Below are 25,504 nucleotides of genomic sequence, written 5' to 3' on the forward strand. Positions count from 1 at the left end.
ATGCGAAGCATAATACCCGTAACGAGACATAACGAGAAGCTTAGCTGATGGCGCTATACTTAGGCCATAACACCTGGCGCTGTTGCAGGTGAGGAGGAACAATGAAAATTACCGTACTGGGATGCGGAGCCTTAGGGCAACTTTGGCTTACAGCGCTGTGCAAACATGGACATGAAGTACAGGGTTGGCTGCGCGTACCGCAACCCTATTGCAGCGTGAATCTGATAGAGACGGACGGTTCAATATTTAACGAATCCCTGACGGCGAACGATCCTGATTTTCTGGCCAACAGCGATCTGCTGCTGGTCACGCTGAAAGCCTGGCAGGTCTACGATGCCGTAAGAGGTCTGGTCGCCATTCTGCCTGAAACCACGCCGATCCTGCTGATTCACAACGGGATGGGCACAATCGAAGAGTTGCAAAACATCCCGCAGCCGTTACTGATGGGCACCACGACGCATGCCGCCAGACGCGACGGGAATGTCATCATTCATGTCGCCAACGGCACTACCCATATTGGCCCGGCGCGTGAGCAGGACGGGGACTACAGCTATCTGGCCGATATTTTGCAAGGCGTGCTGCCTGACGTCGCCTGGCACAACAACATTCGCGCAGAGATGTGGCGCAAACTGGCGGTAAACTGTGTGATTAATCCCCTTACCGCGCTATGGGACTGCCCCAACGGCGAATTACGCCACCACCCGGAAGCGGTAATGGCGATATGTCAGGAGGTCGCTGCGGTTATCGAGCGCGAAGGACACCATACGTCGGCGGATGATTTACGTTATTATGTCGATCAAGTGATTGAGAGTACGGCAGAAAATATCTCGTCTATGTTGCAGGACATGCGTGCCCTGCGTCATACCGAGATCGACTATATTACGGATTATTTGTTAAAACGCGCCCGCGCGCATGGCATCGCCGTCCCGGAAAATGCCCGTCTGTTTGAAATGGTAAAGCGAAAGGAGAGTGAGTATGAGCGCATCGGCACTGGTATGCCTCGCCCCTGGTAGTGAAGAGACCGAAGCGGTCACCACTATCGATCTGCTGGTTCGTGGCGGTATTCAGGTCACGACCGCGAGCGTCGCCAGCGACGGAAATCTCACCATAGTCTGTTCGCGTGGCGTAAAACTGCTGGCGGATGCGCCGCTGGTCGAGGTGGCCGACGGCGATTACGACATCATTGTATTGCCTGGCGGCATTAAGGGCGCGGAGTGTTTTCGCGACAGCCCGTTGCTGGTCGAAACCGTTAAGCAGTTCCACCGTTCCGGGCGTATTGTCGCCGCGATTTGCGCAGCGGCCGCCACGGTTCTCGTTCCGCACGATATCTTTCCCATCGGCAATATGACCGGCTTCCCGGCGTTGAAAGACAACATTCCCGCCGAACAGTGGCAGGATAAACGTGTGGTGTGGGACCCGCGCGTGAAGCTGCTGACCAGCCAGGCGCCAGGAACGTCGATTGACTTTGGACTGAAAATTATCGATCTGCTGGTTGGCCGTGAAAAAGCCCATGAAGTGGCGTCACAGCTGGTGATGGCGGCAGGAATTTATAATTACTACGAATAGCGCCGAATGGCGGTGCGTAGGCCGGATAAGGCGGTTACGCCGTCATCCGGCAATATGTTGCGCCTGACCTGATAGCGCGATGCATATCAGGCCTGCAATCATGCTAACAATTACGGACGATACACCTTCACATTCTGGAAGCCCTGCTCACGCAGATAGAGCGCCTGCAAACGGCTCATCACGCCGCGCTCACACCACAGCAGCCAGGTTTTGTTCTGGTCGAGATCGCCAAACTTCGTACTCAGCTTGTAGAACGGCAGAGAAACCACATCCACGCCTTCGATTTTCAGCGGTTTGTCATCCTGCTCATCAACGGAGCGAATATCCAGAATCACGTCGTTCGGGCCAAAGCCGCTGACGGTTTCCACTTCCACCACGTCCTGCCCGGTCTGTTGGGCGATTTCGCGAATATCGACATTGCTCGCTTCCTCAACCACTTTATCGAGAATGCTAAAGTCGAAGTGCTCTTCTTCCGCTTCAATCTTCGCCTTGATCGCTTTCACCGTCGGGCTTTTCGAGATAACGCCGCAGTATTCCGGCATCGTGCGGGCAAAATCTTCCGTACCAATCTGGCGCGCCAGGTTGATGATGTGCTCTTTGTCGTAAGAGATCAGCGGGCGCAGGATCAGCGTATCGGAAACGTTGTCGATAAGACGCAGGTTAGTCAGCGTCTGGCTGGAAACCTGCCCCAGCGCTTCACCCGTCACCAGCGCCTGTACGCCGTAGCGCTCCGCCACTTTCGACGCCGCGCGCACCATCATACGCTTCAGCACCACGCCCATCTGACCGTCATCGACTTTTTCGAGGATCTCGCCGACCACCGGTTCAAAGTTGATGGCGACAAAACGCACGCGATGCGAACTGCCAAAGCGGTTCCACAGGTAATGCGCCACCTGGCGAACGCCGATTTCATGCGCCGCGCCGCCGAGGTTAAAGAAGCAGTAGTGTACGCGGCAGCCGCGACGCATCAGCATATAGCTGGAAACGCCGGAGTCGAAACCACCGGAGATCAGCGACAGGACATCTTCCTGGGTGCCGATCGGGAAACCGCCGATACCTTCGTAACGGCCTTTAATCAGCAGCAGACGATCGTCTTCCACTTCCAGGTGTACCGTCACATCCGGGTTGGTCAGCTTCACGCGCGCCGATTCAATATGCTGGTTTAAACCGCCGCCGACGTAACGTTCCACCTCAATGGAGCTAAACTCATGCTTACCACGACGTTTAACGCGCACACAGAAGGTTTTGCCCTCAAGCCGATCGCGATACTGCACCAGCGCTTTCTCAAAGATATCGTGCATATCAGTGAACGGCACATCTTCGACTTCGAGAATATGGTGGATGCCCGGAATACGGGTCAGCGCGTCGCGAATCGCCAGGCGTTGATTTTCATCTTTGGCGCGAACTTCAATGTTATCCCAGTGGCGAACAACGGCGAGGGTCTCATCGTAGTGCTTTAACACGTTACGGATGTTCCCGGTCAGAATTTTTATAAAGCGCAAACGCACAGATTGGCTTTTGATAGTGATTTCCGGGAACAATTTAATGATAAACTTCATGGCGGCAATGGTTCTTAAGCAAGCATCAAGGCTTGTCGTGGAGAAAAGAGTACAGCAGCCCATACATGAAGCTGCATCCAGGCGCGGAAGTATACCACCATCATGGTCGTCCTGTGCACATTGCGCGTTATTTGATAATTGCTCTGAGTCCGTTACCATATCAGAGCTGAAAATATTGAGAGTCAGATATTCATTATGCCGAAGAAAAATGAGGCGCCCGCCAGCTTTGAAACAGCGCTGAGCGAGCTGGAACAGATTGTTACCCGTCTGGAAAGCGGCGACCTGCCGCTGGAAGAGGCGCTGAACGAATTTGAACGTGGCGTGCAGCTGGCGCGTCAGGGGCAGGCAAAGTTGCAACAGGCCGAACAGCGTGTGCAGATTCTGCTGTCTGACAATGAAGATGCATCTCCTGAGCCTTTTACACCGGATAATGAGTAAATGGATTTTTCGCAGCAGCTACAGGCCTGCGTCGAGCAGGCCAACCAGGCGCTGAGCCGTTTTATCGCACCACTGCCCTTTCAGAACACTCCCGTGGTCGAAACCATGCAGTATGGCGCATTATTAGGCGGTAAACGTCTGCGCCCGTTCCTGGTTTACGCAACGGGCAGGATGTTTGGCGTAAGCCTGTCCACGCTGGATGCCCCGGCAGCCGCCGTTGAGTGCATTCACGCTTATTCGTTGATTCATGACGATTTACCCGCGATGGACGACGACGACCTGCGTCGCGGTCTGCCGACCTGCCACGTCAAATTTGGCGAAGCGAATGCCATTCTGGCCGGAGATGCCCTGCAAACGCTGGCGTTTTCTATCATCAGCGATGCCCCGATGCCGGAAGTGGCCGACCGCGACCGCATTGCTATGATTTCTGAACTGGCGAACGCCAGCGGCATCGCCGGAATGTGCGGTGGCCAGGCGTTGGATCTTGATGCCGAAGGGAAACAGGTGCCGCTGGAGGCGCTGGAGCGTATCCATCGTCATAAAACGGGCGCCCTGATTCGCGCTGCGGTTCGTCTTGGCGCGCTAAGTGCCGGAGAAAACGGACGAAACGCCTTGCCGATACTCGATAAGTACGCAGAAAGTATCGGCCTTGCCTTCCAGGTCCAGGATGACATTCTGGATGTGGTGGGCGATACTGCAACGTTGGGTAAACGTCAGGGTGCTGACCAGCAACTTGGCAAAAGTACCTACCCTGCACTTCTGGGCCTTGAGCAAGCCCGGAATAAAGCCCGGGATCTGATCGAAGACGCCCGTCAGTCGTTAACGCAGCTGGCAGACCTCTCACTCGATACCTCGGCACTGGAAGCGCTAGCGGACTACATAATCCAGCGTGATAAATAAACAAACAACAAGTCTTACTTAATAGGCCTCTGATGAGTTTTGATATAGCCAAATACCCGACCCTGGCACTGGTCGACTCCACTTCGGAGTTACGCCTGCTACCAAAAGAGAGTCTGCCGAAACTCTGCGACGAACTGCGCCGCTATTTACTCGACAGCGTCAGTCGTTCCAGCGGACATTTCGCCTCCGGGCTGGGCACGGTGGAGCTCACCGTGGCGCTGCACTATGTCTATAACACCCCGTTTGACCAGTTAATCTGGGACGTGGGGCATCAGGCTTATCCGCACAAAATTCTCACCGGGCGTCGGGATAAAATAGGCACCATTCGTCAGAAAGGCGGTTTGCACCCCTTCCCGTGGCGCGGTGAAAGCGAATACGACGTACTGAGCGTCGGCCACTCCTCTACCTCCATTAGCGCAGGCATTGGCATTGCGGTCGCCGCAGAAAAAGAAGGCAAAGACCGTCGCACCGTTTGCGTCATTGGCGACGGGGCGATCACCGCCGGGATGGCGTTTGAAGCGATGAACCACGCGGGCGATATCAAGCCGGACATGCTGGTCATTCTCAACGACAACGAAATGTCGATCTCGGAAAACGTCGGCGCGCTGAACAACCACCTGGCGCAGCTGCTTTCCGGCAAGCTCTACTCGTCCCTGCGTGAAGGCGGGAAGAAAGTGTTCTCCGGCGTGCCGCCAATCAAAGAGCTGCTCAAACGCACCGAAGAACATATCAAAGGCATGGTCGTGCCAGGCACGCTGTTTGAAGAACTGGGCTTTAACTATATCGGCCCGGTCGATGGTCACGACGTGCTGGGGCTGATTACCACGCTGAAGAACATGCGCGATCTGAAAGGCCCGCAGTTCCTGCATATCATGACCAAAAAAGGTCGTGGCTATGAACCGGCGGAAAAAGATCCAATCACCTTCCACGCGGTGCCAAAATTCGACCCGTCCAGCGGCTGCCTGCCAAAAAGCAGCGGCGGCCTGCCGAGCTATTCAAAGATCTTTGGCGACTGGCTGTGCGAAACCGCCGCCAAAGACAGCAAGCTGATGGCAATCACCCCGGCAATGCGCGAAGGTTCCGGCATGGTGGAGTTTTCACGTAAATTCCCCGACCGCTATTTTGACGTGGCGATTGCCGAGCAGCATGCAGTGACCTTTGCCGCCGGTCTGGCAATCGGTGGTTATAAGCCGATCGTGGCGATCTACTCCACCTTCCTGCAACGCGCCTACGATCAGGTGCTGCATGACGTCGCGATCCAAAAACTGCCGGTGATGTTTGCTATCGACCGCGCCGGTATCGTCGGCGCTGACGGGCAGACGCACCAGGGCGCGTTCGATCTTTCTTACCTGCGCTGCATCCCGGAAATGGTCATTATGACGCCGAGCGATGAAAACGAGTGCCGCCAGATGCTGTACACCGGCTATCACTATAACGATGGCCCAACGGCAGTGCGTTATCCGCGTGGCAACGCCGTTGGCGTGGAACTGACGCCGCTGGAAAAACTGCCGATCGGCAAAGGACTCGTCAAACGTCAGGGTGAAAAACTGGCAATTCTGAACTTTGGTACGCTACTGCCGGAAGCGGCAAAAGTCGCCGAATCCCTGAACGCGACCTTAGTCGATATGCGCTTTGTGAAGCCGCTGGATGAAACGTTGATTCTGGAGATGGCTGAACGTCACGAAGTGCTGATCACGCTTGAAGAGAACGCCATTATGGGCGGCGCGGGCAGTGGCGTTAACGAAGTGCTGATGGCGCATCGTAAAGTCGTTCCGGTACTGAATATCGGCCTGCCAGACTTCTTTATCCCGCAGGGTACACAGGACGAGGCCCGCGCGGAACTCGGTCTGGATGCCGCCGGAATTGAGGCCAAAATCAAGGACTGGCTGGCATAATCCCCTCCCCGCTCCTGCTATGCTTAATCAATAACGGGTATAACAGGAGCGGAACAATGCAATACAACACCTTAGGAAAAACAGATCTACGGGTTTCTCGCCTTTGTCTGGGCTGCATGACGTTCGGTGAACCGGATCGCGGCAATCACGCCTGGACGCTACCGGAAGAAAGCAGCCGCCCCATCATTAAGCGCGCGCTTGAAGGCGGTATTAACTTTTTTGATACCGCCAATAGCTATTCCGCAGGCAGCAGCGAAGAGATTGTGGGTCGCGCGCTGCGTGATTTCGCCCGCCGCGAAGAAGTGGTGGTCGCCACCAAAGTTTTTCATCGCGTCGGCGACCTGCCAGAAGGATTATCCCGCGCGCAAATCCTGCGTTCCATTGATGACAGTCTGAAACGTCTGGGTATGGACTATGTGGATATCCTGCAAATTCATCGCTGGGATTACAACACGCCGATAGAAGAGACGCTGGAAGCGCTGAATGATGTGGTGAAAGCCGGTAAGGCGCGCTATATCGGCGCCTCCTCCATGCACGCCGCGCAGTTTGCCCAGGCGCTGGCGCTGCAAAAACAGCACGGCTGGGCGCAGTTTGTCAGTATGCAGGATCATTACAATCTCATCTATCGCGAAGAAGAGCGCGAGATGCTGCCGCTGTGCTATCACGAAGGGATCGCGGTGATTCCGTGGAGCCCGCTGGCACGAGGACGACTGACGCGCCCGTGGGGAGAAACCACCGCACGTTCGGTATCCGATGAGTTCGGCAAGACGCTGTACAGCGAGAGCGATGAGAATGACGCACGGATTGCAGAGCGTCTGACGGGCGTCAGTGAGGATCTTGGCGCAACGCGTGCGCAGGTGGCGCTGGCATGGCTATTGAGTAAACCAGGCATCGCTGCGCCGATTATCGGTACATCGCGGGAAGAACAGCTGGATGAGTTGCTCGGCGCGGTGGATTTGACGTTGAAGCCAGAGCAGATTGCCGAGCTGGAAACGCCGTATAAACAGCACCCGGTGGTCGGATTTAAATAATATTGCCCGATGAGCATGTAGGCCGGATAAGGCATGTATGCCGCCATCCGGCCATACCACGCCCGATGGCGCTAGGCTTATCGGGCCTACAGGTTTAAAACAACCCGATGGGCCAATGGTGCCCGATGAAATAAAGCAGACCGGCGGAAATAACCCCTGCGACGATATCGTCAACCATTATCCCCATTCCGCCGTGTACGTTACGGTCGAACCAGCGAATCGGCCAGGGTTTCCACATATCCAGAATACGGAAAATCACAAATCCGGCGGCAACCCACTGCCAGTCCATCGTAGGGAGCGCCATCAGGGTGATCCACATCCCGATAAACTCATCCCAGACAATGCTACCGTGATCGTGAACGCCCATATCCTTCGCCGTTCGGTGGCAAAGATAAACGCCAATACAGATCCCCAACATCACCACCAGCGAGTAGAGCTGCCAGGGCAGAAATGTCATCAGATACCAGAATGGGATCGCCGCTAACGACCCCATTGTTCCCGGAATAATCGGGCTGAGGCCGCTGCCAAACCCGGTAGCCAGCAAGTGCCACGGATTACGCAGGCTTAGCCGACTTTTGGCAACATCTTTATGGCGTGGCAAAATGGTCATATCCTTTCCAGTCAAAAGTGACAGGCTTTCCGTCACGCATGAAGCTGATGCCTTCCACATCCGCACTCATTTGTCCGATGCAGGTAAACGGTACGCCAAGATTCCCCAGCGCCACATCCAGCGCGCCACGGTTCAACTCCGGTACAGTGAAGCATAATTCATAATCTTCACCGCCGGAAAGCGCCCAGCGCAGCGCCTGCCCGGGATCAACATGACGGGTAACCGCCTCAGAATACCGCAGCGCATCCACATCCACCCGCGCGCCACAGCCGCTGGCGTTAACGATATGCCGCAAATCAGAAATCAGGCCATCGGAAAGATCGATCGCCGCATTCGCCAGGTCGCGCAGAGCTTGCCCCTGCAAAATACGCGGCGTCGGGCGCAGGTGCCGCTTAATCAAGTAGTCTGCGTCTTTCGCATCCGCCACCTGTAAGCGATGTTGTAAAATCGCCAGCCCAGCGGCGCTGTCCCCCGGCGTGCCGGTGATGTAAATCCTGTCGCCAGGTTTTGCCCCGGAACGCTTGAGCGCGCGTCCCACGGGCACATAGCCATGAATACCCAGCGTCATCGACAGCGGCCCACGCGTGGTGTCGCCGCCAATCAGCTGCATATCGTAGTAATTCAGCAGGTCAAACAGGCTGTCGCTAAACGCTTCCAGCCACGCTTCGTCAACGTCCGGCAACGTCAGGGCCAGCGTCAGCCAGGCCGGATCGGCCCCCATCGCCGCCAGATCGCTTAAGTTAACCGCCAGCGCTTTCCAGGCCAGATCGGCAGGATCGATATCAGTCAGGAAATGGTTGCCCGCCACCAGCGTATCGGTACTGATCGCCAGCGTCTGTTTTTCAGGAATATTCAGGAGAGCGCAATCGTCACCGATACCGGTTTCGACGTCGAGACGAGAGCTTCTAACACGGTCAAAATAACGGGCAATCAGGGAGAACTCGCCGCATGCCATACGTTATGCCTCAGCAGAAAAAAAGAAAAGGCCGGAGATAGCGGGAATATATCCCGCCACCATCCGACCTGGAGATTACTTTTTGTTGGGGCGAATCACAGGTGCTGCTTTGTCCAGTACGCCGTTGACGAACTTGTGGCTGTCTTCGGCGCCGAAGGTCTTCGCCAGTTCAATCGCTTCGTTGATGGCCACTTTATATGGCACATCGCTACGTTTAGACAGTTCAAACAGCGCAATACGCAGCACAGCTTTTTCTACCTGACCCAGCTCTTCCAGCAGACGAGACAGGTACGGTTTCATCAATCCGTCCAGGTACGCGCTGTTAGTCGCCACCCCGGACAGCAGTTCACGGAAATACAGAACGTCGACATCTTTTACGTCCTGTTCCGCCAGGAACTGGTATTCAACATCAGCGATGTCGTTCTGGGACAACTGCCAGGAGTAGAGCGCCTGAACGGCACACTCACGAGCGCGGCGACGAGCAGCAGGTTTCACGGATTTCCCCTTACAAAAATCAGGCCTTGATGGCTTTCAATACATTAATCATTTCAAGCGCGGTCAGTGCGGCTTCCGCACCTTTGTTGCCAGCTTTAGTGCCAGCACGTTCGATGGCTTGTTCAATACTTTCAGTGGTCAGAACACCAAAGGCTACCGGGATTTCGCTGTCCTGGGCGACGTGCGCCAGGCCGTTGCTTGCACCGCCAGCCACATATTCAAAGTGCGCGGTACCGCCACGAATCACTGTACCCAGCGCAATCACCGCGTCATATTTACCGGTTTTTGCCAATGCGCCAGCCGCCAGCGGCAGTTCATACGCGCCAGGAACCCAAACCACGGTAATATTTTCATCTTTTACCTGACCAATACGCTTCAGGGCGTCAATCGCGCCTTCCAGCAGGCTGTCATTGATAAAATTGTTGAAACGCGCAATGGTGATGGCGACACGAGCGTCCGGGGTAGCAACGTTAGCTTCAATAATGTTCATATTCTTCCTTCGGGTTCGATATGGCCCCGCAGGGGGGCGGATTTTATCATAATACTCGACGCGCCGCTTCTCTATTTCGAAGCCTTTACGCGGGAATCAAATGCAGGCAAACATCCGGGCCTACATGGCGTATCTCGTTGAATTTAAAATGGGGTGCCTCGCTCAGTTTCTCAAGCCCCGGCAGCACACATAATCCTCGCGCATCACTTCCTAACAGTTTAGGCGCAACATAGACGATAAGCTCGTCCACCACGCCCGCCTGCAACAACGCGCCCGCAAGCACTGGCCCGGCCTCCACCCAGATGCTGTTAATCTGCTGTTTACCCAACAGCATCATCAGCACCACCAGATCCAGATGACCGTTATGCTCCGGCACCCGCAGGCTGCGAACCGTCTCAGGCCAGATGCGGGAATCGTCCTGTGTGCGGGCAAACCAGGTTTCTCCCGGCTGCTGCACAATACGGTGCTCCGGCGTCACGCGGTTTTGGCTGTCGAGGACAATGCGAATCGGCTGACGCAGGTTTTCCTGCGGATAGAGAGTCTGGGTTGAGGCATCCAGTTCAGGCCAGCGAACCGTTAACGCCGGGTCGTCGGCCAGCACCGTCGCGCTGCTGGTCAGAATCGCATGGCTTTGCGCCCGTAAACGCTGCACATCGCGCCGCGCCTGCGGGGAGGTAATCCACTGGCTTTCACCGCTGGCCATCGCCGTGCGGCCATCCAGCGATGCGCCGAGCTTGAGCTGCACATACGGGAAGCCGGTGCGCATCCGCTTGAGGAAACCTTTGTTCAACTGTTCCGTTTCGCTCATCATCAGCCCGTGGCTGACGTCGATCCCCGCCTGCTGCAAACGGTACAGCCCACGTCCCGCGACCTGCGGATTGGGGTCCTGCATCGCCGCAACGACCCGCGTCACGCCAGCGGCAATCAACGCATCGCAGCACGGCGGCGTACGGCCATGATGGCTACACGGTTCAAGCGTGACATACGCGGTCGCGCCTTTGGCTTTGTCTCCCGCCATACGCAGCGCATGGACTTCAGCATGCGGTTCACCCGCGCGATGATGGTAGCCTTCGCCAACGATTTCACCATCTTTGACGATCACACAGCCTACATTCGGGTTCGGGTGCGTGGTGAAACGCCCGCGCTGCGCCAGCTTCAGCGCACGCGCCATGTAAAACTCATCCAGCATGGCTTAATCCTGTAGGCGAGCAATCTCTTCGCCGAATTCTTTGATGTCTTCGAAACTCCGATAGACGGAGGCAAAGCGGATGTAAGCCACTTTATCGAGCTTTTTCAGTTGCTCCATCACCAGGTTGCCAATCATTTTGCTGGGAACTTCGCGTTCCCCGGTGGCTCGCAGCTGTGATTTGATGTGATTCAACGCCATTTCGACGTCATCAGAGCTGACAGGGCGTTTTTCCAGCGCTCTTAGCATACCGCTGCGCAACTTCTCTTCGTTGAAAGGTTCACGCACATCGTTACTTTTCACTACGCGCGGCATAACAAGCTCTGCCACTTCAAAGGTAGTGAAACGTTCATTACAGACCAGACACTGCCGACGGCGGCGTACGGAAGAGCCCTCACCCACGAGACGAGAGTCAATAACCTTAGTGTCTACGGCGAAACAGAATGGGCAATGCATACGGCGTCCTGACCAGGTGGTTAACAGAAATCTATTTTACCCTGAACTGGCGCGACAACAAAGGCGGAGCACTTTTGAGACAAAGGATCGATACCTTACGCCCCTTTGCGATCTACCATTAGGGTATCGCGACCATGAAGGAAATAATCTACATGACAAGACGTTACCTAAGAATTCTCCTGGTGGGAAGCCTCTTTAGCCTGAGCGCCTGCGCGCAGCAGAGCGAAGTTCGCCAGATGAACCAAAGCGTCAGCACGCTGAATACGGAAATGGCGCAGTTAAACCAGGAAACCGTGAAGATTACTCAGCAAAATATGTTGAATGCGAAATCCACCAGCGGGGTCTATCTGCTGCCGGGTTCAAAAACGCCTGCCCGCCTGAACAGTCAGATCGGTACGTTGCGTATGTCCCTGGTGAATATCGCACCCAATGCCGACGGCACACGCGTGACGCTGCGCATTCAGGGAGAATCCAACGATCCGTTACCGGCGTTTAGCGGTACTGTCGAATACGGGCAGATTCAGGGCACCACGGATAACTATCAGGAAGTGAATGTCCAGAATCAACTGATTAACGCCCCGGCCAGCATCCTGGCGCCGAGCGATGTGGACATCCCGTTACAATTAAACGGATTGACGCCCGACCAGTTAGGTTTTGTCCGCATTCACGATATCCAGCCTGTTAATCAATAAACCTCCGGCGGAGCGTTTTGTGCGTTCCGCAACATCCCTCCCCGGCTTTTTGTTACTCCCCTGACATCACCGCAATTTTTGCTAAAAGTTGGCAACATTCATGAAAGTCAGTACAATCGCCGCGCTTAAAGTACGCAAACGTGAACGCAATCGATTACGTAGATGATAGATCTGTGAAACAAGACATATTTTTGTGAGCAATGATTTCTATAATAGGCTCCGCAGAAACACGAAATATTTAGAAACGCAAATTGCGCCTTTTTCATTCCCTTCAAGGGATTTCAAACAGTGGCATACAATATGAAAAAAACATTACTTGCAGCCGGTGCAGTGCTGGCGCTCTCATCGTCCTTTACTGTTAACGCAGCAGAAAATGACAAACCGCAATACCTTTCAGACTGGTGGCACCAGAGCGTTAACGTCGTAGGCAGCTACCATACCCGTTTCGGGCCGCAGCTCCGTAACGATACCTATCTGGAATATGAAGCATTCGCGAAAAAAGACTGGTTCGATTTCTACGGCTATATGGATGCGCCGGTATTCTTCGGCGGTAACACCAACGCGAAGGGTATCTGGAACCACGGTTCCCCGCTGTTCATGGAAATTGAACCGCGTTTCTCTATCGACAAACTGACCGGAGCCGACCTGAGCTTTGGCCCGTTCAAAGAGTGGTATTTCGCTAACAACTACATCTATGACATGGGTCGTAACAAGTCTGGCCGTCAGAGCACCTGGTACATGGGTCTGGGTACTGACATCGAAACCGGTCTGCCGATGAGCCTGTCCCTGAACGTCTATGCGAAGTACCAGTGGCAGAACTACCTGGCTGATAACGAAAACGAGTGGGACGGCTACCGTTTCAAAGTGAAATACTTCGTGCCACTCACCGATCTGTGGGGCGGTAACCTGAGCTACATCGGTTTCACTAACTTTGACTGGGGCTCCGATCTGGGCGACTCTCAGTACCGTACCAGCAACTCTATCGCATCCAGCCACATCCTGGCGCTGAACTACGATCACTGGCACTACTCTGTGGTGGCTCGTTACTTCCATAACGGCGGACAGTGGGAAAACGGCGCTCAGCCGGTATGGCAATCCGAAACGGTTAAAGCTACCGGTTGGGGTGGCTACCTGGTTGTCGGTTACAACTTCTAAGCTGTTTATTTGCCGCCCGGCCAGTACAACGCCGGGCACAGAAAGAGCACCGAACGCGCAACGCGCCGGTGCTTTTTTATTTCTTCTGATCCATCATCGCTTTCAAATTAGCGAAAGGGTTATGCATCGCAGCACCGACATCTTTCTGCGCATCCTCCCCGGCAATAACGGTTGAGCCATACTGATCGGCTTCGGTATATTTCGAATGCTCATGATCGTGACAGTACAGACACAGCAACTCCCAGTTACTGCCGTCTTCCGGGTTATTGGTGTGGTCGTGATCGATATGATGGACGGTTAATTCGCGCAGGTTAGAATAAACAAATTCGCGAGAGCATCGCCCGCATACCCACGGAAATAATTTGAGCGCCTTTTCACGATAGCCGTTTTCCAGCCGCGTATAGTTTTTAGGGATAATCGCCATAGTGACTCTGTATCTGCGTTGAATGTAGGGTTATGAGCAAGTTTAACACTCTGCGTACCCCATTGCCCGTGAAGGATGCAGAAGCCCGCTTAACCGCAGGCTTTTTTAGCGATAAAAAAATCCCGGCCATACGACCGGGATTCCAGTAATAACGTGACTGCGTGATTAAGGCAGAATAGACGGCTGATCCGCCCCTTCTTTCTCAACTTTCTGCTGCAACATATGCTCGCGCTTCATGCCCAGCTTCAGCGCCAACGCCGAGGCCACGTAGATCGACGATGCCGTACCGATAGAAACACCGATCAGCATGGTCAGAGAGAAGCCTTCCAGTACCGGACCACCGAAGAGGTACAGCATCAGAATCACCACTAACGTCGTCCCGGAGGTGATCAACGTACGGTGCAGCGTCTGGGTCAACGACACGTTAAAGATTTCGTAAGGCGTCCCGCGACGAATTTTGCGGAAGTTTTCACGAATACGGTCAGATACCACGATACTGTCGTTCAGCGAGTAACCGATAACCGACATCAACGATGCAACGATCGTCAGGTCGATCTCAATATGGAACAACGACAGAATCCCTAAGGTGATAATCACGTCGTGCGCCAGCGCGATAACCACCCCCGCCGCCAGTCGCCACTCAAAGCGGAAACCGACATAAATAAGGATAGAGATCAGCGCGACAATCAGCGCCATCGCACCGGTTTGCGCCAGATCGGCGCCCACGCTCGGCCCGACAAACTCAATACGCTTCACGGCGGCGTTCTGGCTGGTGGCTTCGTTAATGACACTCAGCACTTTGCTACCCAGCACCTGACCGCCGTCTTCACCTTCCGTCGGCGGCATACGCACCATAATGTCGTGGCTGCTACCGAAGTTCTGCAACAGCGGCTCAGCAAAGCCCGCTTTTTCCAGCGCATCGCGCATCACGTCCATTTCGGCCGGTTTTTCCAGCGTGATTTCGATAACCGTACCACCGGTAAAATCGAGACCCCAGTTAAAACCGCGCACGCCCATCACCACGATGGCCGCAATCAGCAGGAAACCAGAGATGCCGAAAGCCCAGTAGTCCCAGCGCATAAAGTCATAGACTTTACGGCCGTGGTTCAATTGTTCAACAGTATATTCCTGTGCCACATCGCACTCCTCAGATTGACAGCTTGTTGATGCGTTTGCCGCCATACAACAGGTTTACGATGGCACGCGTACCGACAATCGCGGTAAACATCGACGTCGCCACACCGATACCGGTAGTAATCGCGAACCCTTTAATTGCCCCGGTGCCGACTGCGTACAGGATGATGACTTTAATCAGCGTGGTGATGTTCGCATCGAAGATGGAACTGAACGCGCCTTTATAACCTTCATCAATCGCCTGCTGAACCGTACGCCCGTTGCTCAACTCTTCTTTAATACGTTCGTTGATCAGTACGTTGGCGTCGACCGCCACCGCAAGGGTTAGCACGATACCGGCAATCCCCGGCATACTCAGCGTGGCCCCCGGCAGCAGCGACATGATACCGACAATCAATACCAGGTTGGCCACCAGCGCGCTTGTCGCAATCAGACCGAACTTCTTGTAGAAGAAGATCATGAACAGGATGGAGACCACCAGACCGGCCAGACACGCTTCCAGGCCCTGTTTGATGTTCTGCATACCCAGCGTCGGGCCGATAGTCCGTTCTTCAACAATCTGAATCGGCGCAATCAGCGCACCGGCGCGCAGCAGCAGAGAGAGCTGGCGGGCTTCGTTCGGGTTGTTGATACCGGTAATACGGAAGCTGTTGCCCAGGCGAGACTGGATGTTGGCGATGTTAATCACCTCTTCCTGCTTCACCAGTACCGCACGGCCGTTGGCATCTTTCTTACCGCTGTCTTTGTACTCCACAAACAAGGTCGCCATCGGCTTGCCGATATTGTCTTTGGTGAAGTTAGACATGATGTTGCCACCTGCGCTATCCAGCGAGATGTTAACCTGCGGTTGGTTGTATTCGTCCTGGCTGGAAGTGGAGTCGGTGATATGGTCACCGGTCAGGATCACGCGTTTGTACAGCACAACCGGCTGGCCTTCGCGCGTCTGTTTCACTTCCGAGTCACCCGGTACGCGCCCGGATGCCGCCGCAGACTGGTCAACATTGGTGTTTACCAGACGGAATTCGAGGGTCGCGGTAGCGCCCAGAATCTCTTTCGCACGCGCGGTATCCTGAATACCCGGCAGCTCAACGACGATGCGATCCGCACCCTGACGCTGGACAACCGGCTCAGCCACGCCCAATTGGTTTACACGGTTACGCAGAATGTTGATGTTCTGCTGAACGGCATATTCACGCGCTTCGCTCAGACGCGCATCAGACATGACCGCACGCAGCACCGTATTGCCCTGGCTGGTAATCACCAGATCGCGGTGACGCCCGCTCAGATAAGAGATCGCTTCATCACGCGCTTTGTTATCGCGGAACGTGATGCTCAGACCGTAGTTATCTTCTTTGCGAACAGTGGTATAAGGAATGCCTTTTTCACGCAGGTCGCTGCGCAGGCTATCGATATTTTGCTCCTGAAGCTTACCTAACGCGGTGTCCATATCCACTTCCATCAGGAAGTGAACGCCGCCACGCAGGTCAAGGCCAAGTTTCATCGGCTCGGCTTTAATGGCCGCCAGCCAACGAGGCGTTGCCGGAGCAAGGTTAAGCGCCACGACGTATTTATCACCCAGCACGCCAACCAGCGCTTCACGGGCGCGCAGCTGGATGTCGGTGGTGTCGAAGCGCGCAAGAATAGCGCCCTCTTCCAGAGCCACAGACTTAGCGGTAATTTTTTCTTCTTGTAACGTTTTCTGGACCTGGATCAGCGTTTGCTCACTGGCGGCGACGCCGCGCGCGCCAGTGATTTGAACAGCCGGATCCTCACCATACAGGTTGGGAAGTGCGTAAAGCAGGCCGACGACAATCACGACGACCAGCATGATGTACTTCCACAAAGGATAACGGTTTAACACGGCAGTTCCCTTTGGGAAAACAATAGATTACAGCGCCTTCATAGTGCCTTTCGGCAGAACGGCAGCTACGAAGTCACGTTTGATAACCACTTCAGTGGTGTCATTCAGCGCGATAACGATGTAGCCGGATTCCGCTACTTTCGTTACACGACCCACCAGGCCACCGTTAGTCAGCACTTCATCGCCTTTTGCGATGGAGCTCATCAGGTTTTTGTGTTCTTTGGTGCGCTTCTGCTGTGGACGCAGGATCATGAAGTAAAAAATCAGACCAAACACCACCAGCATCAAAATCAGAGACATCGGGCTGCCCTGCGCCGGAGCACCTGTTGCCGCTACCGCATCAGAAATAAAAAAGCTCATTAAATTTCCCTCATTATTAAAATTAATCAACGTTCAAAGGTGGAACAGGTCGACCCTGACGTTGGTAAAAATCGGTCACGAAGCTCTCTAATTTACCCTCTTCAATAGCCTTGCGTAAACCCGCCATCAAACGCTGGTAGTAACGCAGGTTATGAATCGTGTTGAGTCGCGCGCCCAATATTTCGTTGCAACGGTCGAGATGATGCAAGTAGGCACGCGAATAATTGCGACAGGTGTAGCAATCACACTCGGCATCGAGCGGGCTGGTGTCGCTTTTATGCTTCGCATTACGAATTTTCACCACGCCGTCAGTCACGAACAGGTGACCATTACGGGCATTGCGTGTTGGCATAACGCAGTCAAACATATCGATACCGCGACGCACGCCTTCCACCAGATCTTCCGGTTTGCCGACGCCCATCAGGTAACGAGGTTTGTCCGCCGGGATTTGCGGGCAGACATGCTCCAGAATGCGCTGCATGTCTTCCTTCGGCTCACCCACAGCCAGACCGCCGACAGCGTAGCCATCAAAGCCAATCTCTACCAGACCTTTGACAGAGATATCGCGTAAATCTTCGTAAACGCTGCCCTGAATGATGCCAAAAAGCGCATTTTTGTTGCCCAAACCATCAAAACGGTCGCGGCTGCGCTTCGCCCAGCGTAAAGACATCTCCATAGAGCGTTTAGCATAGTCCCAGTCCGCCGGATACGGCGTACATTCGTCGAAAATCATGACGATATCGGAACCGAGATCGTACTGAATCTCCATGGATTTTTCAGGATCGAGGAAAATCGGATCGCCGTTGATCGGGTTGCGGAAATGCACGCCCTGCTCGGTGATCTTGCGAATATCGCCGAGGCTGAATACCTGGAAACCGCCGGAGTCCGTCAGGATCGGGCCTTTCCACTGCATGAAATCATGCAGATCGCCATGCAGTTTCATGATTTCCTGACCCGGGCGCAGCCACAGGTGGAAGGTGTTGCCGAGAATAATTTGTGCGCCGGTGGCTTCAACTTCTTCCGGCGTCATGCCTTTAACGGTGCCATACGTACCGACAGGCATAAAAGCAGGCGTTTCCACTACGCCACGATCAAACACCAGGCGGCCACGGCGAGCGCGTCCGTCGGTAGTATCCAGTTCGAATTTCATTTTCTCTCCATACGCCAGAAAAACAGTCTGACGTTTAAACCTGTGCCGCGAACCTACTTCCCGACACGCTCATTCAAAGCCTGCGGATTGTACGTGATAAACATCGCGTCCCCGTAGCTAAAAAAGCGATAATTTTGTTCTACCGCAGCCTTGTACGCATTCATCGTGTGCTGATAACCCGCAAAAGCGGACACCAGCATAATCAGCGTCGATTCCGGCAGATGGAAATTGGTCACCAGCGCATCAATCACTTTGTATTGATAACCTGGGTAGATGAAGATTTGCGTATCGCCGAAGAACGGTTCGATCAGGTCGTTTTTCGCCGCCTGCGCCGCACTCTCCAGCGAGCGTACCGAGGTGGTGCCTACCGCGATGATCCGATTGCCCCGCGCTTTTGCCGCCAGCACCGCATCAACCACCTCCTGCGGGACTTCGGCGTACTCCGAGTGCATGATGTGATCTTCAATGGTCTCCACACGCACCGGCTGGAACGTCCCCGCGCCGACGTGCAGCGTCACAAACACCATCTCAATGCCTTTTTCGCGCAGCGCGGCCAGCAGCGGATCGTCAAAGTGCAAACCTGCGGTTGGCGCGGCAACGGCCCCCGGTTTTTCACTGTAGACCGTCTGATACAACTCACGGTCGGCGTCTTCATCCGGGCGGTCGATGTATGGCGGCAGCGGCATATGGCCGATCGCGTTGAGAATCTCCAGAACCGGGCGCGCGTCGTTGAACTCAACTTCAAACAGCGCGCCATGACGTGCGGTCATGGTGGCGTTAATGCTTTCGTCATCGCCCAACAGCAGTTCCGCGCCCGGTTTCGGCGCTTTGGAAGCGCGAATATGCGCCAGAATGCGTTTGTCATCCAGCATCCGCTCAACCAGTACTTCAATCTTGCCGCCGCTGGCTTTACGGCCAAACAGACGCGCCGGGATGACGCGGGTATTATTAAAGACCAGCAGATCGCCTGGGTTGAGCTTATCGAGCAGATCGGTGAAAGTACCGTGCGTCAGCGCGCCCGTCGGCCCGTCCAGTGACAGCAAGCGGCAACGGCTGCGCTCAGGCTGCGGATAGTGGGCAATCAGGGATTCGGGTAATTCAAAGGAAAAATCGGTAACGCGCATGACACTGACTCAGACTAAAATAAGAGGCGGGTAGTCTAGTGCCGGGGCGCGCTCCCTGCAACCGTTACCCCTCAAGTTAAGAGATATAAGCTATAGACAAAATCATTCAGGATGCATCGAGGCGGCAACTGAATAAGTCCCCAGGCGCTTACTCAAGTAAGTCGCAGGGGTGAGGCCCGGGGATGGGCCGAGTAACTCGCAGCCAACAAAGAGGCAGTTTGAAGGATGAAGTGGATATGAATTTTCTTGCACACCTGCACTTAGCGCATCTCGCCGACAGCTCGCTTTCCGGCAATTTACTGGCCGATTTTGTTCGGGGAAACCCGGAGGCTAATTTTCCCCCTGACGTGGTGGAAGGGATTTATATGCATCGGCGGATTGACGTCATGACCGATAATCTGCCGGAAGTGCGTGAAGCGCGGGAATGGTTTCGCAGCGAAACCCGTCGTGTAGCCCCCATCACTCTGGATGTGATGTGGGACCACTTCCTGTCGCGCCACTGGGCGACAATATCTCCCGATTTCCCGTTGCAGGCATTCGTGGGCTACGCCCATGCGCAGGTCAGCACTATTTTGCCCGACTCGCCGCCGCGTTTTGTGAATCTGAACGATTATCTGTGGTCGGAAAAGTGGCTGGAGCGTTATCGCGATATGGATTTTATCCAGAATGTCCTCAACGGGATGGCGAATCGCCGCCCACGCCTCGATGCCCTGCGCGATTCCTGGTACGATCTGGATGCGCACTACGATGCGTTAGAAGCACGTTTCTGGCGCTTCTACCCGCGCATGATGGCGCAGGCGCGTCAGAAGTCGCTTTAGCTGCCTGATAAGCGTAACGCCATCAGGCAAAAAATTGATAGGTGAAACCTGTCTCATTGATTGTCAGCACCGCGTTGAGTTGCCCTCTTCCCCTCCCTATACTTGCCCGCGTTGCGTTCCAAACCCCTTAACTTTGCAGGAGTATTTATATGGTACTGGTTACTCGTCAGGCCCCGGACTTCACAGCAGCCGCCGTACTGGGTAGCGGTGAGATCGTTGAAAACTTCAACTTCAAACAGCACACCAACGGCAAAGCAACCGTTCTGTTCTTCTGGCCGATGGATTTCACCTTCGTTTGCCCGTCTGAACTGATTGCTTTCGACAAACGTTATGAAGAGTTCCAGGCGCGTGGCGTAGAAGTTGTCGGCGTTTCTTTTGACTCTGAATTCGTCCACAACGCATGGCGTAACACCCCTGTCGATAAAGGCGGCATCGGTGCAGTGAAATACGCAATGGTTGCTGACGTGAAGCGTGAAATCCAGAAAGCCTACGGTATCGAACACCCGGAAGCGGGCGTTGCCCTGCGCGGTTCTTTCCTGATCGACGCCAACGGCGTGGTTCGTCACCAGGTGGTTAACGACCTGCCGCTGGGCCGTAACATCGACGAAATGCTGCGTATGGTTGACGCGTTGCAGTTCCACGAAGAGCACGGCGAAGTGTGCCCGGCACAGTGGGAAAAAGGCAAAGAAGGGATGAACGCCTCTCCAGACGGCGTGGCAAAATACCTGACTGAAAACGTCGCCAGCCTGTAATCGGCTCGAATTGAAAAAAGCTCGCTATGGCGAGCTTTTTTATTGCGCTTATCAGGCCTATGGATTTTTGTAGGCCGGATAAGGCGTTCCGCCGCCATCCGGCGTAGTGCCCGGTGGCACGCCGTTTCCCGGGCCTACAAACATGTCGCGTTTACGCCGCGCCGTCCTTTTTCACCTCGCGCCAGATTCGCCACGCCATCACCAACAGTACCGCGACGCCAGCAATCAACGCCCCCCACACCAGTAACGTTTTCCAGCGGCTTTGCTGCTCCGCAGCCGACGTTGCCGTCAGCCGCGCCTCACCGCCCAGCGTTACGCGCTGCTGCGTCATCGCCCAGGGCAGGTCGTTAACATCCTGCGTTTTGCGCAGCGACGCCGGGATCAGCATATCCAGCTCAACATCGGCTTTTTCCGCCGCCCGGTTTCCCCAGGCCAGCATATACGGGCCTTTCCCCTGAGTATTGAACACCAGTTGATAACTGTCCCGCGCGCCGCTCAGCGCAGGCAGCGTTTCCGGCAATCGGGCGTTGATGGTGGTCATACGGATAGCTTCAACCTGTTGACCTGAAAGAAGAATATCCTCCGAACGCTTCCCGTCGAGGCGGTACAGGATCGTTTTCGTCAGTGGACGCCACGCCTCTTTTTCCCCGCCGCGCCATGCCAGCTCAACCGGTAAAACGCCCTCGTTTTCCAGCGCAATTCTGAGCGACGTCAGCGGCTGCGGCTGATTCCAGCGCCATACGGCTTCTGTTTCCGACACTTTCTTTGCGTGGGCCTCCAGCGCAATACGCTCCGCCGCCGGTTCTCCGCTGTCCGCAATGGCGCTTACGCTGTTTAACGTCAGCGGCGGACTTTGCGAATCGAGAATCACCAGCAGGTAGCGACGGCCTTCCGCAGAGAGCGTCAGGCTGGCGCTGATGGTGTCCATTTTCAGCCGATCGCTATCGCGCGTCAGATCCATCAGCGGCGCGTCTTCTTGCACGGGTTGCCAGTAACGTAAATCACGGCTGGCATAAACGGACGCCTTCCCCTGCCAGTTGCCCGCAGGCGTGTTCCAGTTCAGGCGCAGTTGCGCCAGCGAAAAGGCCGCCGTCATCTCTTCCGGCAGAGTCAGTAAATAGCTCTGCCCAACCGCGTTAACGTCATCGCTTTCCAGATGAATTTCCACGCCGGTCTTTGAACGCAAGACAAAGGATTCGCTTCCACGGCGCTCCCCTTCCCGCGGTGATACTGGCGACATATCCAGAGGAAAAAGCCGCAGCGCCACCGTCTCTGGCGTGACAGACGGCGTTTTCTGCGCCGTCAGCGCAAAGGGCACCGTATCGCCCTGGCGGTTAAAAACCCGCACATCGCGTAAATCCGGCCAGGCGCTTTGTTGGTAAAGCGCCAGCGGCAGCGAAACGCGATACCACGGCGATGAACCCGTCGCTTCCAGCATCATGCCGGTGGCGTAATCCTGCGGCGTTTCCGGGGCTTTGTCACGGCTGAACGCCGGCCACGCCGTACTCAGCAACGCGCTCCAGACTACCGCTTTCATCCATTTCATTTTTCTTCTCCTGCTTTGGGCGGTAACGGTGAAAAATACCCGACGATAAGTACCAGGATCGCCACGCCGATAAAAGCGATGGCGCGCGCCAGCCCGCCGCCGCGCGCGCTATCCACCAGCATCAGCTTAACAATGACGATCCCCAAAAGCACCGCGCCGCATAACCATTCCCGCCGCGAACGGCGACGGGTCGCGAGCAACATCATAATTAACGCCGTCAGCATCCAGAACAGGGCGAAACAGGTCTGGATCAACCGCGAATGCCACAATGTCTCCATGCTCCACGCCACCTCGCCATACCACGCCAGCGCCCGCATCAGCCCTCCGTTCAACCACCAGAATGCGAGCGCCGCCAGCACCACAGGCGCCCATGCGTGATATTTCACTAACGGCGACGGCAGAAAACGACGAGAGAAACGCGCAAGGAGGAACAATCCCAGCAAGGCGAAAGCGGCTCCCTCCTCAAGCGGGTTCACCACTGGCAGATAGCGCTGTTGGAAAACCACGCCATCCTGTAAATTCGCCAGCACCAGAAGCAACAGCAGGATCACTGCCACGGGCGCCAGCGCCAGCGCGCCGTACAACGCAGGCCAGCATTTGAACGGCCACAAATCGCGGCGCAGCGCGGCGTGTACCAGCAGTATGACGATTCCGCCCGCCGCCATCATCAACCCGCTGCGCCAGGCGTCCATTCCCCACGGCAACGACTGCACAAACCAGAACAACTCCATCCCGAGCGCTAAAAGCACCATCCAGAACAAGGATAAATGCAGCGTCCGGGAGATGCGCGGCGGCAGATGCGCATCATCACGATAAAGCATGAGCACCGCACAAGGCAGCGCCACGCACCACGCCAGATTTTGCCAGCCTGCGGCGAAAATCTGCCGTTCTTCAATCTGGTACAGTAATGCCAGCAGCATCGCAGGCCACAGCAGCCAGGGGCTGTAACCTAACGCCTGCCAGGCGAGCCGCCCGCTCAGATAACGCCAGAGCCAGGCGGACGCGGCGAGTAGCGCCAGCACGCCAGACCATTCGGCAGCATAACGCGCCAGCGCCAGTTGCGAGGCCCCCGTCAGCGCGACGATCCAGAAGGCGATGCCGCCCGCCAGCAGCGCCCAACCGACCTCCTTCTTCTCGCTGCGCCACAGCCACGCGCCGCCCAGCCAGCACAAACTCAGCACGGCGAAGATCATCATCACCGTCAGCGGCGCGGCGTCATCGGCCAGCGCCCACAACGCGCTGCCCACAGCCAGTAGCATGAGCGCAGTGCCGCTATAGCTCATCCGCCGCTGCTGTTGCTGCATACCCAGCCACAATACGCCAAGCCCCTCCAGCGCCCAGGCCATTGCCGTCCAGCGCGCCGAAAGCGCCAGCGGGATGGCGAGGGTAGTAAACGCGCCGCCCAACGCGAGCGCCGCCAGCACCAGCGGCCTTCCCATCGACGGGTAGCGGCGCAGCGCCAGCCACGCCAGCGCCATATAGAACGCGCCGTAGCCCAGCGCACTGAGCGCCGGACCATAATCCATATGTTGGGTAATGGCGTACTGCATGCCAAACCCAACCAGCGGCGGCGCAAACAACAGCACGCCATCAACAATATGTTTGCCTTTTTCCTGCGCCCGCAGCGACAGCGCCACGCTCAGCACGCCGAAAATAATGATATTGGCAATCAGGAAAAGCTGGCAGTTGAGCCAGTATTCAGGCCGGTAGTCGCTGACGCCCCACAGGCCGCCGACCCCGAAAGTGAATAATAACCCCAGCAGATTAAGCTCACGCCAGTGCTGCCAGACGCTTATGGCAAGAATGCCTGCCGACAGCAGGAGATAGAACGAGAACAACGCCACATAGTTCCCGCTGCCCGTCGACAGCAGCAGCGGCGCAAGATAACCGCCCAGGCTGGCCAGCATCGCCAGGCTAAGCGCTTTTTGCAAAATAGCCAGCCCTACGCTTGCGGCGCAAATCAGCACCAGCAGCGCAAACGCCAGCGTCATCGGCAGCATTTGCCACAGCCGGAATGCGCCAAAGACGGTCAGATAGAGCACGCCTGTCGCGCCGCCTTGCAGGATCAGCGCATAGACCGGCTGTTTGCGTCGCAAACGCCAGCCTGTCGCGAGCAGCACTACGGCACACAGCGCCGCAGTGACAAGACGCAGTTCAAGCGGAAACAGCGCGTGTTCAACCGTATAACGCAACAGGAAAGATAAACCGAAAAAGAGGAGCAGAATGCCCAGCTTCGCCAGCGGATTTCCCTGCATAAACCAGCGCGCCAGCGAGGTGAAAACGCCGCCGAACGCGGAAGGTTTCGCCGTTTTCGCAGGCGCCGGGAGCGGTTTTGCGAGGGTTTCCTGCGCAGCCCAGGGATTTTCCGGCTCAGATATGGCCGCTTCGATGGCATCAGGCGGCGATGGCGCGACACGCTCTTTCGCAGATAGCGAAGGTTCCGCCGTCACCTGTACCGCTGGCGCTTCTCCCGCACGCTGCTGTTCAAGTTGCTCAACCCGTCGGCGCAACACCGCCAGCTCAAAGCGAACCGACGCGCTGCGGTTGAGCGCGACAATCGCGAGAATGGGAACCACCACCAGCGCGAAGAATAAAACAATGCAGCCAAGGATTAAAAGCTCATCCATGTTTCCACCTTCACTGTACAAGGACAGACCAGAATGACATAGATTATTACATTTTTGCCATCCCTGAAGGTGAAAATGCCGGATCGCAGCGTAAACCAGAACGCGGCTTCGGGGCGAATAGAGCCGACCATTTTGAATGCATTATTGAGGAAATGAACCATGCTAATAACGTGGTTATTTCATCTTATTTTGCATAACAGACACCCTCAAAAAAATGCCATGCTTTGGTCTAAATTATTCACTGGCATTGTTTTTCGACAGTCTGTACAACGTACTTATT

General features: G+C 55.5%; 25 protein-coding genes. 10 read left to right on the forward strand and 15 right to left on the reverse strand.

The features are described 5' to 3' along the window. Positions 1-101 precede the first annotated feature (101 nt). Positions 102-1,013 carry a 2-dehydropantoate 2-reductase gene (gene panE, locus OGW17_RS16045; protein ID WP_286452249.1) on the forward strand — a complete coding sequence of 304 codons (912 nt, stop codon included), beginning with the start codon at positions 102-104 and terminating at the stop codon, positions 1,011-1,013. Continuing rightward, positions 976-1,566, forward strand: a complete 591-nt coding sequence (yajL, locus tag OGW17_RS16050) for a protein deglycase YajL (RefSeq protein ID WP_012133558.1) — start codon at positions 976-978, stop codon at positions 1,564-1,566. The genes panE and yajL overlap by 38 nt, the downstream gene beginning before the upstream one ends. 110 nt (positions 1,567-1,676) lie before the next feature. Here yajL and thiI read toward each other — a convergent pair whose 3' ends face one another. Continuing rightward, positions 1,677-3,125 (reverse strand): tRNA uracil 4-sulfurtransferase ThiI, encoded by a 1,449-nt coding sequence (gene thiI, locus OGW17_RS16055; RefSeq protein WP_047458480.1) that lies wholly within the window; start codon positions 3,123-3,125, stop codon positions 1,677-1,679. Between the two features lie 195 nt (positions 3,126-3,320). Between thiI and xseB the strand changes: the two genes are divergently transcribed. The 4 genes from xseB to yajO are packed head-to-tail and all read left to right on the forward strand — an operon-like array spanning position 3,321 to position 7,389. Next, complete coding sequence (gene xseB, locus OGW17_RS16060; protein ID WP_012133560.1) at positions 3,321-3,563, forward strand: exodeoxyribonuclease VII small subunit; 243 nt, start codon at positions 3,321-3,323, stop codon at positions 3,561-3,563. Then, positions 3,564-4,463 carry a (2E,6E)-farnesyl diphosphate synthase gene (gene ispA, locus OGW17_RS16065; protein WP_047458483.1) on the forward strand — a complete coding sequence of 300 codons (900 nt, stop codon included), beginning with the start codon at positions 3,564-3,566 and terminating at the stop codon, positions 4,461-4,463. A 32-nt stretch (positions 4,464-4,495) separates the two neighbouring features. Beyond that, positions 4,496-6,358 carry a 1-deoxy-D-xylulose-5-phosphate synthase gene (dxs, locus tag OGW17_RS16070; RefSeq protein WP_060815853.1) on the forward strand — a complete coding sequence of 621 codons (1,863 nt, stop codon included), beginning with the start codon at positions 4,496-4,498 and terminating at the stop codon, positions 6,356-6,358. Between the two features lie 56 nt (positions 6,359-6,414). Continuing rightward, positions 6,415-7,389: a 1-deoxyxylulose-5-phosphate synthase YajO gene (gene yajO / locus OGW17_RS16075; protein WP_024130596.1), complete on the forward strand. Its 975-nt coding sequence runs from the start codon at positions 6,415-6,417 to the stop codon at positions 7,387-7,389. A gap of 94 nt (positions 7,390-7,483) precedes the next feature. Here yajO and pgpA read toward each other — a convergent pair whose 3' ends face one another. From pgpA to nrdR, 6 genes are all read right to left on the reverse strand, one after another. Then, entirely contained in the window at positions 7,484-7,999 is a 516-nt protein-coding gene (gene pgpA, locus OGW17_RS16080) for a phosphatidylglycerophosphatase A (protein WP_012133564.1), read from the reverse strand. Then, on the reverse strand, positions 7,977-8,954 hold the full coding sequence (gene thiL, locus OGW17_RS16085; RefSeq protein WP_012133565.1) for a thiamine-phosphate kinase: 978 nt from the start codon (positions 8,952-8,954) through the stop codon (positions 7,977-7,979). The genes pgpA and thiL overlap by 23 nt, the downstream gene beginning before the upstream one ends. A gap of 75 nt (positions 8,955-9,029) precedes the next feature. Then, positions 9,030-9,449, reverse strand: a complete 420-nt coding sequence (gene nusB, locus OGW17_RS16090) for a transcription antitermination factor NusB (protein ID WP_000801129.1) — start codon at positions 9,447-9,449, stop codon at positions 9,030-9,032. A 19-nt stretch (positions 9,450-9,468) separates the two neighbouring features. Then, positions 9,469-9,939, reverse strand: a complete 471-nt coding sequence (gene ribH, locus OGW17_RS16095; RefSeq protein WP_001021161.1) for a 6,7-dimethyl-8-ribityllumazine synthase — start codon at positions 9,937-9,939, stop codon at positions 9,469-9,471. An 85-nt stretch (positions 9,940-10,024) separates the two neighbouring features. Continuing rightward, positions 10,025-11,128: a bifunctional diaminohydroxyphosphoribosylaminopyrimidine deaminase/5-amino-6-(5-phosphoribosylamino)uracil reductase RibD gene (ribD, locus tag OGW17_RS16100; RefSeq protein WP_047458495.1), complete on the reverse strand. Its 1,104-nt coding sequence runs from the start codon at positions 11,126-11,128 to the stop codon at positions 10,025-10,027. Between the two features lie 3 nt (positions 11,129-11,131). Next, positions 11,132-11,581, reverse strand: coding sequence for a transcriptional regulator NrdR (gene nrdR / locus OGW17_RS16105; protein ID WP_012904816.1), 450 nt, complete (start codon positions 11,579-11,581; stop codon positions 11,132-11,134). A gap of 152 nt (positions 11,582-11,733) precedes the next feature. Between nrdR and OGW17_RS16110 the strand changes: the two genes are divergently transcribed. Together OGW17_RS16110 and OGW17_RS16115 are read left to right on the forward strand one after the other, a co-directional pair. Further along, the gene (locus OGW17_RS16110; RefSeq protein ID WP_071259906.1) at positions 11,734-12,273 is read left to right on the forward strand and encodes a SadB/YajI family lipoprotein; all 540 of its coding nucleotides are present in this window, start codon (positions 11,734-11,736) and stop codon (positions 12,271-12,273) included. A gap of 300 nt (positions 12,274-12,573) precedes the next feature. Next, positions 12,574-13,428: a nucleoside-specific channel-forming protein Tsx gene (locus OGW17_RS16115; protein ID WP_071259908.1), complete on the forward strand. Its 855-nt coding sequence runs from the start codon at positions 12,574-12,576 to the stop codon at positions 13,426-13,428. A 76-nt stretch (positions 13,429-13,504) separates the two neighbouring features. Here the strand turns inward: OGW17_RS16115 and yajD are convergent, their stop codons facing one another. From yajD to queA, 6 genes are all read right to left on the reverse strand, one after another. After that, entirely contained in the window at positions 13,505-13,852 is a 348-nt protein-coding gene (yajD, locus tag OGW17_RS16120) for an HNH nuclease YajD (protein WP_047458501.1), read from the reverse strand. A 165-nt stretch (positions 13,853-14,017) separates the two neighbouring features. Beyond that, complete coding sequence (secF, locus tag OGW17_RS16125; RefSeq protein ID WP_024130598.1) at positions 14,018-14,989, reverse strand: protein translocase subunit SecF; 972 nt, start codon at positions 14,987-14,989, stop codon at positions 14,018-14,020. A gap of 10 nt (positions 14,990-14,999) precedes the next feature. Continuing rightward, positions 15,000-16,847, reverse strand: coding sequence for a protein translocase subunit SecD (gene secD, locus OGW17_RS16130; RefSeq protein WP_048902403.1), 1,848 nt, complete (start codon positions 16,845-16,847; stop codon positions 15,000-15,002). A 27-nt stretch (positions 16,848-16,874) separates the two neighbouring features. Continuing rightward, positions 16,875-17,207, reverse strand: a complete 333-nt coding sequence (gene yajC, locus OGW17_RS16135; protein WP_012133573.1) for a preprotein translocase subunit YajC — start codon at positions 17,205-17,207, stop codon at positions 16,875-16,877. Positions 17,208-17,229: 22 nt separating this feature from the next. Continuing rightward, positions 17,230-18,357 (reverse strand): tRNA guanosine(34) transglycosylase Tgt, encoded by a 1,128-nt coding sequence (gene tgt / locus OGW17_RS16140; RefSeq protein ID WP_071259910.1) that lies wholly within the window; start codon positions 18,355-18,357, stop codon positions 17,230-17,232. Between the two features lie 53 nt (positions 18,358-18,410). Next, positions 18,411-19,481 carry a tRNA preQ1(34) S-adenosylmethionine ribosyltransferase-isomerase QueA gene (queA, locus tag OGW17_RS16145; RefSeq protein ID WP_071259912.1) on the reverse strand — a complete coding sequence of 357 codons (1,071 nt, stop codon included), beginning with the start codon at positions 19,479-19,481 and terminating at the stop codon, positions 18,411-18,413. A gap of 236 nt (positions 19,482-19,717) precedes the next feature. On the opposite strand from queA, the gene acpH reads away from it, so the two are divergent. Both acpH and OGW17_RS16155 read left to right on the forward strand, forming a co-directional pair. Next, complete coding sequence (gene acpH, locus OGW17_RS16150) at positions 19,718-20,299, forward strand: ACP phosphodiesterase (protein ID WP_049009713.1); 582 nt, start codon at positions 19,718-19,720, stop codon at positions 20,297-20,299. A 149-nt stretch (positions 20,300-20,448) separates the two neighbouring features. Further along, a complete protein-coding gene (locus OGW17_RS16155) occupies positions 20,449-21,051 on the forward strand; it encodes a peroxiredoxin (RefSeq protein WP_012133577.1) in 603 nt (200 codons plus the stop codon). Positions 21,052-21,202: 151 nt separating this feature from the next. On the opposite strand, the gene OGW17_RS16160 is transcribed toward OGW17_RS16155, so the two are convergent. Together OGW17_RS16160 and OGW17_RS16165 are read right to left on the reverse strand one after the other, a co-directional pair. After that, the gene (locus tag OGW17_RS16160; RefSeq protein ID WP_071259914.1) at positions 21,203-22,597 is read right to left on the reverse strand and encodes a DUF3999 domain-containing protein; all 1,395 of its coding nucleotides are present in this window, start codon (positions 22,595-22,597) and stop codon (positions 21,203-21,205) included. Then, the gene (locus OGW17_RS16165; RefSeq protein ID WP_071259917.1) at positions 22,594-25,224 is read right to left on the reverse strand and encodes a DUF2339 domain-containing protein; all 2,631 of its coding nucleotides are present in this window, start codon (positions 25,222-25,224) and stop codon (positions 22,594-22,596) included. The genes OGW17_RS16160 and OGW17_RS16165 overlap by 4 nt, the downstream gene beginning before the upstream one ends. Between the last annotated feature and the right edge of the window lie 280 nt (positions 25,225-25,504).

Origin of the sequence: Citrobacter sp. CK181, assembly GCF_030333595.1 — a bacterium.
In the GTDB taxonomy this organism is placed as follows: Bacteria; Pseudomonadota; Gammaproteobacteria; order Enterobacterales; family Enterobacteriaceae; genus Citrobacter_B; species Citrobacter_B koseri.